Origin of the sequence: Corallococcus sp. AB049A (genome assembly GCF_003668885.1) — a bacterium.
GTDB lineage: Bacteria > Myxococcota > Myxococcia > Myxococcales > Myxococcaceae > Corallococcus > Corallococcus interemptor.
In genome coordinates this window covers 20,214-30,390 of the sequence record NZ_RAWL01000053.1, presented here as the reverse complement: position 1 = coordinate 30,390, position 10,177 = coordinate 20,214, and the positions used below count along the sequence as shown (strand labels likewise).

The window sequence follows — 10,177 nt, the reverse complement described above, 5'->3', positions numbered from 1 at the left end:
CTCCTGCCCCCTGCCGCCCTCCCATCCGGTGAGCGGCAGGGGTGTCTGGTAACGAGCCTGCCCCATTACGCGGAAGTACGTATCTACTCCCAATCACAATCGCCTGAGGCTGACGCGGCAGTCCACCCAAGGGAGCTGTCCATGCGTACCGTGATCAAGTCGCTGCTCGCCTCCGCCTCGTTCCTGGCCCTCGCGCCGCTGCCGGCCGCCGCGGCTCAATGCCAAGGCGTCTGTGGCTGCGGCGTGCCCTGCGAACGCCGCTGCAACATCGGCGCCGTCGTCACCACCTGCGGCAACGAGCAACTGTGCATCGACTACTGCCGCGCCCCCAGTGCGCTGGGCGAGGCCGCGTTGGAAGAACGGCGCTCCGCGCCCTGAACGGACGTGAGCGAGCGTCCTCTACGCCTCACGCCAACCCTCAGTACCATTCGTAGTTCATCGCGACGCTCGCGCTCTTCATCGTCTCCTTCATGTAGCCCTTCACGTGGACGGAGGTCATGCCCAGCTGTCCCGGACTCCGGGCAATGAGCTTCACCCGGTCCGCCTCACCGTATGAGCCATCGCGGAGCGCGGCGGGCACTTCCTTGGGGGAGTTCACGTTGTAGTGAGGGAAGAGCTTCTGCTTCACCGAGACCGCGAACTCATCGCTCTGGATGTGCAGGCTCATCTCGCCGTCGTACTCCATGCTGCGGTAGCCGAAGTTGGCGCTGCCCACGATGACGTGCTTCGAGTCGATGAGCATCAGCTTCGAGTGCACGTAGATCTTCGTGCTGTCGTCGTAGTTGCCGGAGTGCCCCGGGAAGCGGACCGGGCAGTAGAACTGGACACGCGGCGTCACCCCTTCCGCGAGGTCCAGACTGTCAATTGCCTCCAGCGCGACCTGCACCGGCCTGGCCTGGACCTTCACGCCCTCGACGGGCCGGGGTGCCACCTGGAGGCTGGCCTCCTCCATCCACTTGCCGGACTTCTTGTTGACGACCTTGTGATACATCGCCGGGTCGTTGGGCACTGGCACGGTGCTGCCCTGGAGCTTGATGGCCTGCAGCGCGTCGTCGAGCTTGCCCTTGACGCCATCCTTTTCCTTGAAGCTCGCCAGGAGCATCCGCGCGTACGCGATGCGCGACAGCTGCGTGTTCGCGTGGGTTGGATCGCAGACAGGGTCTGGAATCACCACGCAGACCTCGAAGGGCTTCCACGCCTTCAGCTTCCGGCAGACCTCGCGGACGATGTCCGGGTCGAAGAACTGGTAGTTCTCCGCATAGAGATACGTCGTGGCGCCCTGGATGAGGGTCTTGATCTCATCGCGGATGCTGTGGTCGGTGGACAGGGTCGACACGCCCGTCGTCAGCACGGAGATGCGGTGCCCGCCGTCCGTCGGCTGGCTCGCCACGAGCCCCCGGACTCCCGCTCGCACCACATGGGGTGGCGTGGGCCCGAAGAGCTTCAGCGAGCTCTGCCGCTTCCAGCGGCGCAGCCACTCCTCCTCGATGTCACACGTCACGGGCCCCTCCACCAGCACCGCCGTGTCGTGCAGGGTGTGGTTGTGCCCATGGATGGGGTGCTTTCCCCAGTGATAGCCGGTGTCCCAGTACTCCTCCTCCATGTTGAAGCCGCCGACCAGGGCCTTGAGCTTTCCGCCGATGGAGAAGAGAGACATCTTCTGGTGCAAGCCATAGCCCACCCCGGGCTTCGGGTGGCTCTCCAGGTAGACCAGGATCTTTTCCTTGTACCCGTGGAGCGCCGTGTGGACCGCCTTGTTCCCGCGAGCCACCTTCTTCGCGAAGTTGTCATCGCCACCCGCGTTCGCGGACACGGCGTCCGGGTCCCAGAGGATGATCTCCACGTGGACGCCCGCGTCCGCCAATTGCTTGAGGGCGGCCTCCATCGTGAAGTGGTGGTCGTCCTTCTTCAGCACAAGGCCCTTCTCCATCGCCCAGTAGGCCAGCCGCACGTAGGTCGTCGGGGGCACGGGAGCCGGCTTGTCCGCGACCTTCTTGCCCTCGCCCTTCGACAGGGGCTCGACCTCGACGGGCTCGGTGGCGCTGCGCATCACCTCCTCCAGACAGGCGGCGAAGGTGCCGAAGAACTCCTCGCCATCCATCAGGAAGGTCGCGCTGTTGTGGTCGCTGGTCCGCTTGCTCATTTCCGGAGCCTACACGTTCCCAGTGAAACACGATCAGTGGGGACTCCTTGTCAGCACGGTCCATGCCGTGACGAGCCTTACCAGGTGCGCTGTTGATTCCGCGCGTTCTTCTCCCGGAAGGCCTGCTCCAGGTCCACGCCCGTGCGGTTGGCGATGGCCAGCAGGTAGTTGAGCACGTCCACCAGCTCCTCCCCCACGTGCTCGCGAGCCGTCGCCTCGGAGGGCCGCTTCTCGTACTGGCGCACCGCCTTGAAGAGCTCGCCCACCTCCTCGCCCATCCGGAAGCAGTTGTGGACCAGGTCCTGCTGGAGCCAGCCGTGCAGCGACTCCAGGTCGTGGATGTACCGCTGGTAGTCCGGCATCGCGGCGCGCTCGGGGAGCTCGATCATGCCCTTGTGCTCCGTCAGCGGCGAGTGGCTGTCAACTCCGAACGGTGACGGTGGACGCGCTGTCCGCTGGCGTCTTCAGCGAAGGCCCTGGAGCACCTGGAGCACCCGGTGGCGCAGGGCCCGCAACTCCGAGCGCTGGGAGAGCCGCGCGAGGGTCGCGCCACTGGGGCGGGGTTCGCGAGCGAGCCCGGTCAGCTTCGCCAGCTCCGCGTCCAGCCGGCGAAGGGACAGCTCACAGCAGGTGACGCGGAAGACCTTCACCAGCGCGTCCTCCTCCGTGGGCAGGGAACGCGTGGCGCTCGCGAGGGCCCGCGCCACCGCGCCGGTGGCCGCGATGCCTCCGTGGGTCGCGGTGCCCAGCGCCATTCGCAGCCCCGCCTCCCGAAGATGATCCAACGCCCCGAAGGCGTCCTGGTCCCGCACGCTGGGATTGCGCAGCACACAGGCGACCGCGCGGGCCTCCAGCGCATCCACGCCGCGCTCGGCGGGCGTGACGGCGGCGGGTTGCGCCGGAAGCCGGGGCCCGGAGAGCACGCCCTCCAGCTCCGAGGAGGGCAGCCCCATGTGGGCGGACAGCGCGTCGAGGAAGGCCGTGCGCATGAGGCCCGGGGGGAGCTTCGCCACGACGTCGCGCAGCCGTCCCAACGCGAGCATCTTCTCCTCGAAGCTGGCTTCACGTCCCTCGGGCAGCACGGAGGTGAAGAGGTGGCGCGTGAGCGGACGCGCGTCGTCAAAGAGACGGGACACTCCCGCCGCGCCCTCCCGCAGCGCGAAGGTGTCTGGATCCTCCCCTTGGGGCAGGAGCGCCACGCGGGTGGCCACGCCAGCGGCGAGCAGCGGCCCTGACAGCCGCTCCACCGCGGCGAGCCCCGCTGCGTCCCCGTCCAGAAGCAGCACCAGCTCGCGGGCCTCCGCTCTCGCGAGCACCTGGAGGTGGCCTGGCGTCAGGTGCGTGGAGCAGAGCGCCACGGCATGGCGCACCCCCACCTGGTGCAGGAGGACGCAGTCGAAGTAGCCCTCCACCAGCACCGCGCGATGCAGCCGGCGGATCTCCGCCCGCGCGAGGTCCATCCCGAACAGCGTGTCCGCCTTGTGGAAGAGCGGGCTGTCCTTCGAGTTGAGGTACTTCGGTCCCCCAGCGCCACCGGACAGGAGCCGTCCTCCGAAGCCCACGGGGCGGCCGTCCGGCGAACGCAGCGGCAACATCACCCGGCCCCGGAAGAAGTCGTAGCAGCCCGCGCCCTTCTTGCGCGGCTGCAAAAGCCCCGTCTCCAGTCCCGCCTCCCGCAGCCCCGCGCGCTCGAGCCGCTCCGCGAGCCGGTCCCAGGCCTCGGAAGCCCAGCCCAACCCGAACGCGCGCGCCGTCTCCTCCGTGACGCCCCGCGCTTCCAGATAGGCCCTCGCCGCCGCGCCTTCACTGCCCCAGAGCTGGGTCTGGAAGTGTTCCTGGGCCAGCCTCGTCACGTCGCGCAAGCGCTGGCTTGAGTCCGCCGCCGGGTCGTCGGATTCGGACACCGTCAGGCCCACCTCCCGCGCCAGCTCACGCACGGCCTCCCCGAAGGAGAGCCCGAGCATGCGCCGGAGGAAGTCCACCGCGTCTCCGTGCGCGCGGCACCCGTGGCAGAAGAAGAAGCCCTTTGCCGGGACGACGAAGAAAGACGGGGTGCGCTCCTCGTGGAAGGGGCACCGGCCGCGAAAATCCTTCCCGCTCGGGGTGAGCGCCACATGACGCGAGATGAGACCAGGCAGGTCCACCCGGTGGCGCAGCTCTTCGAGGGTCTGGGGAGAGATGCGCCGCGATGCCATGGGTTGTTCCGGAGGGCCACTCTACCCCGGACCCGCCCTACGCCCCTGCCGCGCAGCCCTCAATAGAAAGTACGTCCGAGCATGGAGGCGTTGGTGACAGCCGTCTCGCCATACACGGAGATGTACCAGGTCCCCTGGCTTGGATAGAAGATGGAGCAGTACTCCAGGTTGCTGTCCGTGGCGCCGGAGCGGCAGGTGTAGTTCGTCAGCGTGGGCGCTCCGTTGTAGCGCACGTAGAGGGTGCCATTGCCGGTGCCCTTCTGGAGCGACACGGTGAACGCGGGGATGCCCGACGGCAGGGTCAGGGAATAATGCTTCCAGCCGCCCTGGGGCGCGCTGACGTAGCTCAGCGTCGCCCGGGGGGCGGTATTCAGCCGCGGGGTGATCATGTCGATGAACCCCTTGAAGTACGAGGCCCGCGCGAACATGTTCGGCGCCAAGCAGCCCGGGTTGTAGCTGGCGACGCCGACCAGCTTCTTCCCGGAGGCTCCGTCCACCACCAGCGGGCTGCCCACGTCCCCGGTGCAGAAGGCGTTGCCCTGCGCTGAACCATCCGCCGCCAGTTGGTCGACCGTGACGGGCTGCCCCAGCGCCAGGGAGGCATCCGCGTTGGACATCAGCGGCACGCTCATCTTCATCAATGCGTCTGGGATTGCGCTGCCCGGGGCCGTCTGTCCCCAGCCTGAGAGCGTGGCGATGACGCCCGGGTCCGTGTAGCCAGCGGAGACATCCGCGGCCGTCGCCACCGGCAGGGCCGCCACTGTGGTGCCATTGAGCGTCAGCGGGGTGAGCAACCGCAGGAGCGCCACGTCCTTGCCCTGCGCCGCGTTCCACGAGTCAGGGAAGGGAATGATGTCCAGCACCGTGCTCACCTGCCCCGCGATGCTCATCAACGCCAGGCTGTTGCTCCCCGCCGCGATGCGCAGGGTGCTGGGATGCGGGGGCGTCACGGTGCCGGTCCCCAGCACGCACTGACGTGAAGTGAGGACCCAGTGGGTGTTGAGAATGGTGCCGCCACACAGGTGATTGCCGGCCGAGTCCTGGAGGGACACCATCCAGGGGAACTCACCGGCGGCGGCGGGCGTGGCCCCCAGGAGCGGCTGAGCGGACTCCGTCACGGCGGGCCGGCCACTGACCGCTTCGGGGCCACAGCCAGCCCCCAGGGACAGGAAGCCCAGCGCGACGGCGGCACGCAGGGAAAGGAACCACGGGAAGGACGCGCGGGAAGAGGTCATGCGGCCACTCTATGGTTCGTCCTTGAGGTGCGAGCAGGCTTGTTTTCACCGCCTGGACTGAGAGTGTATCCGTCATGGACGCGAAGGCGTATCGCTGGCTCATCAATGAGTTGGACAAGTGGCGGGTCCCCGTCGACCTTTTGGAGCTCCGAAAGCGCGGACCCGAGGTGTTCGACGCACTGGTGGAGATACTTGAACAGGGCCAGCTCTCCGCCCGGCAGCGAGCGAATGCGCTCCGGGCGCTGAGCGACCTGTGCATGAAGCGGGGGGCCCTGCTGGAGCGGAGCACCGCCCTGGAGCGGATAGCGAAGACCCTCGTCGTCGGCGACGAGCAGGAATTGCGTGAGGTGGCGGCCCGGGTGCTGGTGCACCAGTTCTGGCGGCAGGAGTACCACGCGGAGCTGCGGCAGTTGTTGAGCGCCGAGGAGCTGAAGTCGCTGCTCGATCGCGCCGAGGCGTTGGGGTTGAGCGACGAGGCCCGTGACTACATCTGGAGTTCCTTCAATCGCGACAGCGCGCGGCGGCGCTTCCACATCAGGCACGCAGCGAACGCCGACGGAATGACTCTCGAGGACATCCGCCGAGCCGCCTTCGAGCCCGTGTTCGCGTCGTTCCGTTCGCTCCTGGGCGACGAGATCTACGAGCTTGCGCAAGCGAAGCAGGACGCAGTCCAGGCCGACATGCTTCGGGGACTCATCGCTCCGGACTCGGGCTGGGACGTGTTCGTGGCCGTGGTCCAGCTGCACGTGGTCGGCTTCGTCGCGGTGAAGGTCGACCCGGAGACGCTCATTGGCGAGATAGGCCTGAATGCGGTCCATCCCGCTCACGCCGGCCATGGGGTCGGGACGAGGCTCTACGAATACGCGCTCGGCCACATGAAGCGCGCGGGCGCCAGGGTCGCCACCGTGGCGACCGGTGGCGATGCGAGTCACGCGGCGGCACGGCGCGCCTACGAGAAGGCCGGCTTCCATGCCGCCATTCCCAGCGTGTGGCTCTGCCGCCTGTTGTAGCCCCGTCTTTGGGGCGTCGAGGACGGCACGCTCAGCCCCGAGGCAGGGCGAAGCCTCGCAGGAGCGCCGCGAGCGCCGCGGGTTGATCCTCGGGCAGGATGTGCGCGGCGTCGGCGAGGCGCGCGGTCTGGAGGTGGTCGCACAGCGGAGCGACTTGACGCGCGAGTGCGTCGCCGACGACGCCCCCGGAGATCGCGAGCGCCGGGACGGTCAGGCGTTCGACCTTCGCAAGGCGCTGTGCGTTTTCAGGGAGCGCGCGGTAGTGCGCGAAGGCGCAGCGGAGTGAGTCCCTGCCACGGTATGCCTCCAGGAATGCGGCGCGCGCCTCGACAGGGAGGCCGCGCTTCGTGCCGATGGTGAAGAAGTGGTCGAGATACGCCTCCTCGCGGCCCGAGATGACCTCCTCCGGCATGCCGGGGATGGCATGGAACGCGAACCACCACGGCGGACGGAACGTCTCCGCGCCAGGCAGCCCACCGAGCAGCGCCTCCATGACGACGAGCTTCTTCACACGTTCGGGGTGGCGCGCGGCGGTGAGGAACGCGATCGGCGCGCCGAGGTCGAGGCCGATGATGACCGCGGGCTCCTGCGTGTGCGCGTCGAGCACTGCGAGCGTGTCGGCGACGAGCGTGTCGAGGTCATAGCCCGACGCCGCCCGGGTCGTGGCCCCGAGCCCCCGGAGGTCCGGTGCGATGACGTGATGCTCGCTGGCGAGCTCCCGCATCACGTTCCTCCAGACGAACCAGGTGTGCGGAAACCCGTGGAGGAAGAGGAGCGGCGGCCCCCTGCCGGCCGATGCGACGTGGATGGCAATCCCGTTGGCCTCGACGACGTCATGCTGGAAGTCGTTCATGGGACCCACCATGTGCCCGGGGCTGGGTGGTATCAAGAGGATACCAGGAGGCGACCAGGGTACTTGGATGGGACCAAGGCACCTGGAGGAAACCACGATGGCCACACGCAAACCGGGAGGCCCCTTCGTCGCGACGTGCCCGACGCGGGAGCTGCTCGACCAGCTCGCTGACAAGTGGTCGGTGCTGCTGTTGCTCGCGCTCTCCGACGGACCGGTGCGCTTCAATGCACTGAAGCGCAAGGTGGAAGGCATCACGCAGAAGATGCTCGGCCAGACGCTGCGCCGGCTCGAGCGCAACGGCCTTGTCGAGCGCCGCGTCTTCGCGACGGTCCCCGTCACGGTGGAATACGAGGTGACGCCGCTGGGCCGCTCGCTCTACGGCATCGTTGACGCGCTCAGGAACTGGTCCATCGACCACATCGGCGTCGTCAAGAAGGCCCGCGAGCGCTTTGACTCCACCCACGACCGCGAGCACGCGTCGTGAGAGCTGCCGTAGCTCCACGCCGCCTTGCCCCTGGCATCCGTGGACACGGGGAGCGCGTCCGTGAGGCCATCCGGACGGAGGACACTGAACCGCACGCTGGCCGTCGCGGAGCCTGTTCCTCGCGTCACGAGCGTCGTGAGGGGCACCAGTGCGTTGCGCTTGTAGCTGGGCGACGGCACATCGGCCCCCCTGGATTGCGCAAATCCTCCGGTCGGATCCAGGGCGGGCGGCCAACGCCCCCTTCCTTTCAGCGCCCCCGAGGCACCCACGCGCCGTGAAAACCGGCGGGCACCCGGCGCGGCAGGTGAACGGTCGCGACGGGCTCGTCGTGGATCGCACGTGCGTCGAGAATCACGAGGTCACTGGAGTCCGTCGCCGCGCGATACACCATCACCATCAACCAGCCGTCGTCCTCGTCGACGCCTCCCGGGCGCGGCACGAACACGGGCTCGCTGTTCTGGTCGCCTTCCGGGACCGCGTAGCGCGTCGTCTCACCGCGCTCGTGATCGAAGCGGACCACGCCGCGCATCTCAGCGGGGTTCGGCTGCTCGGTCGCATACAGGTAGCGGTAGTGGCGCCCGGTCCGGCTCTCGTTGATGCGCGGCAGTTCGAGCCCGCCATCGGTGAGCGGCCCTTCGTCGACCCGGCCGTTCGCCGTATCAATCACATAGCGCCAGAGCACGCCGACGGGGTTGTCGGCGAACCTGCCCGTGCTCGCGTCGAGCCGCAGGTACCACGGGTAGCGGACCACATCGAGCACGACACATGCTTCGTCGCGGTCATACGCATTGACGACGTGCATGAGGAAGCAGGGCTCGATGCCAAACCAGCGCACGTCGCCGCCGTGCCTCGGGATGACCCCGATGCGCGCCTGCCGGTCGTCGTGCCAGCGCAACGGCATCCGGTGGCCCTGCTTCAGCATCGAAAAGTCGTACCCGACGTTCACGTCGAGCAGCAGGCTGCGGGTCGCGGTGATGGCAATGTCATGCATCATGGACGGCGCTGGCACGTCGACAACGACGTCAACGCGCTGCACACCCTGCGCGTCCACGACGCCATAGCGCAGCCACGGCGCGCGCCAGTCCGCTCGAAACGCAATGAGCTCGCCCGTCAGCGGATCGACCTTGGGATGCGCGGTCATCCCGCCGCCAGGCACTGCGTGCCGCTGGGGCGCGCCGAGTGAATCGAGCCCGGCGGTGATCGCGAGCGGCGCCCCACCCTCCGCCAACGCCAGCAATTCGCCCGCGTGCAGCAACACGTTCACGTTCGGATTGGTGTCGGTCAACTGCGGCGCCTGCTCGGGCGCGTACACGTCCGCCCAGCGGCGCGTGCGCACCCAGCGGTTCCGGTAGCTGACCGCGCGGCCGTCCTCGAACGCGATCGCATGCAGCATCGCGGCTTCCGGCCACCACGACAGCACGTCGTTGCCCTCGAAGCGGCCGCGCAGCGGGTTCGGACCGTTGCGCAGCAGCGTTCCATCGAGCTCGCGCGGGATGCTCCCGGTGACGCGCAGTTCAACGAGGTCGACCTCGTCGGCGACCGGCGCGCCCGCGCCACGGCTCAAATCGAAGGCAGTCATGGCGCTATTTATATCCGGGTATAAATACCCCGTCAATATCACCCGGGTAGAATAAGAGGCGAGCGCGGCGGCTCTCACACCGGAATGAGCGTCCGCACCTCCTTCGCGCAGGATGCGGATCACGTGGATGTGAAGGCGGTGGAGTCCCAGGCCACGTTGCGCCAGTTCCTGGCAGGCCTCATGTCCTACCAGCCCGCGTGGGTGAGCGCGCTGTACCGGGTTCGCGCCGTGTTCGTGCGGCTGCTCGGGATGCGGCAGCAAGGCATCCCCCAGCAGCGCCTGTCGCGGCCCGAGGACATTCCGATGACGCCGGGCAGCGCGGCCTCGTTCTTCACCGTGCGCCATGCCGAGGAAGAGCACGTGTGGGTGGTGTCGGCCGTGGACACGCACCTGGAGGCCACGCTGGCCGTGGTCGTGGAGCCCTCGGAAGGCCCCCGCCGGCGCTTCCACGTGGTGCCGCTGGTGCATTACCGGAACTGGGCCGGCCCCGTGTATTTCAACGTCATCCGGCCATTCCATCACCTCGTCGTTGCCCGCATGGCCCGCCACGCGGCGAGGTCCGTCCGCCGGCCCTGACGCAGAGTGCGAGCAACCTCCCGGGGAAGGGGTCCGGACGGTCGCCCTCCCGGGCCGGCGTCGAGGGGCCAACCTTCGCGTCACAGGCTCCGCCCGGCCCTG

The 10,177-nt window shown here is 68.2% G+C and carries 10 protein-coding genes; 4 read left to right on the top strand and 6 right to left on the bottom strand.

Annotation, left to right across the window (positions count from 1 at the left end; genetic code table 11):
• Nucleotides 1-141 precede the first annotated feature (141 nt).
• Entirely contained in the window at nt 142-378 is a 237-nt protein-coding gene (locus D7X55_RS08510) for a hypothetical protein (protein WP_120549498.1), read from the top strand.
• A gap of 40 nt (nt 379-418) precedes the next feature.
• Here the strand turns inward: D7X55_RS08510 and D7X55_RS08505 are convergent, their stop codons facing one another.
• From D7X55_RS08505 to D7X55_RS08490, 4 genes are all read right to left on the bottom strand, one after another.
• The gene (locus D7X55_RS08505; RefSeq protein WP_121722760.1) at nt 419-2,143 is read right to left on the bottom strand and encodes a phosphatidylserine/phosphatidylglycerophosphate/cardiolipin synthase family protein; all 1,725 of its coding nucleotides are present in this window, start codon (nt 2,141-2,143) and stop codon (nt 419-421) included.
• A 77-nt stretch (nt 2,144-2,220) separates the two neighbouring features.
• Nucleotides 2,221-2,532 (bottom strand): MazG nucleotide pyrophosphohydrolase domain-containing protein, encoded by a 312-nt coding sequence (locus D7X55_RS08500; RefSeq protein ID WP_120549496.1) that lies wholly within the window; start codon nt 2,530-2,532, stop codon nt 2,221-2,223.
• Between the two features lie 75 nt (nt 2,533-2,607).
• Nucleotides 2,608-4,338: a DNA primase gene (gene dnaG, locus D7X55_RS08495; RefSeq protein ID WP_120549495.1), complete on the bottom strand. Its 1,731-nt coding sequence runs from the start codon at nt 4,336-4,338 to the stop codon at nt 2,608-2,610.
• 59 nt (nt 4,339-4,397) lie between these two features.
• The gene (locus D7X55_RS08490; RefSeq protein WP_120549494.1) at nt 4,398-5,573 is read right to left on the bottom strand and encodes a trypsin-like serine protease; all 1,176 of its coding nucleotides are present in this window, start codon (nt 5,571-5,573) and stop codon (nt 4,398-4,400) included.
• Nucleotides 5,574-5,647: 74 nt separating this feature from the next.
• Here D7X55_RS08490 and D7X55_RS44555 point away from each other — a divergent pair, with 74 nt between their 5' ends.
• Nucleotides 5,648-6,583 (top strand): GNAT family N-acetyltransferase, encoded by a 936-nt coding sequence (locus D7X55_RS44555; protein WP_233609707.1) that lies wholly within the window; start codon nt 5,648-5,650, stop codon nt 6,581-6,583.
• 31 nt (nt 6,584-6,614) lie between these two features.
• Here the strand turns inward: D7X55_RS44555 and D7X55_RS08480 are convergent, their stop codons facing one another.
• Nucleotides 6,615-7,436 (bottom strand): alpha/beta fold hydrolase, encoded by an 822-nt coding sequence (locus tag D7X55_RS08480; RefSeq protein ID WP_120549517.1) that lies wholly within the window; start codon nt 7,434-7,436, stop codon nt 6,615-6,617.
• A 97-nt stretch (nt 7,437-7,533) separates the two neighbouring features.
• Here D7X55_RS08480 and D7X55_RS08475 point away from each other — a divergent pair, with 97 nt between their 5' ends.
• On the top strand, nt 7,534-7,920 hold the full coding sequence (locus tag D7X55_RS08475) for a helix-turn-helix domain-containing protein (RefSeq protein WP_120549493.1): 387 nt from the start codon (nt 7,534-7,536) through the stop codon (nt 7,918-7,920).
• Nucleotides 7,921-8,167: 247 nt separating this feature from the next.
• Here D7X55_RS08475 and D7X55_RS08470 read toward each other — a convergent pair whose 3' ends face one another.
• Entirely contained in the window at nt 8,168-9,499 is a 1,332-nt protein-coding gene (locus D7X55_RS08470; RefSeq protein WP_121722759.1) for a carotenoid oxygenase family protein, read from the bottom strand.
• 84 nt (nt 9,500-9,583) lie between these two features.
• Here D7X55_RS08470 and D7X55_RS08465 point away from each other — a divergent pair, with 84 nt between their 5' ends.
• A complete protein-coding gene (locus D7X55_RS08465) occupies nt 9,584-10,075 on the top strand; it encodes a DUF2867 domain-containing protein (protein WP_121722758.1) in 492 nt (163 codons plus the stop codon).
• Nucleotides 10,076-10,177 lie beyond the last annotated feature (102 nt).

Excerpts from the sequence above, each read along its gene's own strand:
- D7X55_RS08475 (WP_120549493.1), top strand. The coding sequence starts at position 7,534 with ATGGCCACACGCAAACCGGGAGGCCCCTTCGTCGCGACGTGCCCGACG.
- dnaG (WP_120549495.1), bottom strand. The coding sequence starts at position 4,338 with ATGGCATCGCGGCGCATCTCTCCCCAGACCCTCGAAGAGCTGCGCCAC.
- D7X55_RS08480 (WP_120549517.1), bottom strand. The coding sequence starts at position 7,436 with ATGAACGACTTCCAGCATGACGTCGTCGAGGCCAACGGGATTGCCATC.
- D7X55_RS08500 (WP_120549496.1), bottom strand. The coding sequence starts at position 2,532 with ATGATCGAGCTCCCCGAGCGCGCCGCGATGCCGGACTACCAGCGGTAC.
- D7X55_RS44555 (WP_233609707.1), top strand. The coding sequence starts at position 5,648 with ATGGACGCGAAGGCGTATCGCTGGCTCATCAATGAGTTGGACAAGTGG.
- D7X55_RS08510 (WP_120549498.1), top strand. The coding sequence starts at position 142 with ATGCGTACCGTGATCAAGTCGCTGCTCGCCTCCGCCTCGTTCCTGGCC.
- D7X55_RS08505 (WP_121722760.1), bottom strand. The coding sequence starts at position 2,143 with ATGAGCAAGCGGACCAGCGACCACAACAGCGCGACCTTCCTGATGGAT.
- D7X55_RS08490 (WP_120549494.1), bottom strand. The coding sequence starts at position 5,573 with ATGACCTCTTCCCGCGCGTCCTTCCCGTGGTTCCTTTCCCTGCGTGCC.
- D7X55_RS08470 (WP_121722759.1), bottom strand. The coding sequence starts at position 9,499 with ATGACTGCCTTCGATTTGAGCCGTGGCGCGGGCGCGCCGGTCGCCGAC.
- D7X55_RS08465 (WP_121722758.1), top strand. The coding sequence starts at position 9,584 with ATGAGCGTCCGCACCTCCTTCGCGCAGGATGCGGATCACGTGGATGTG.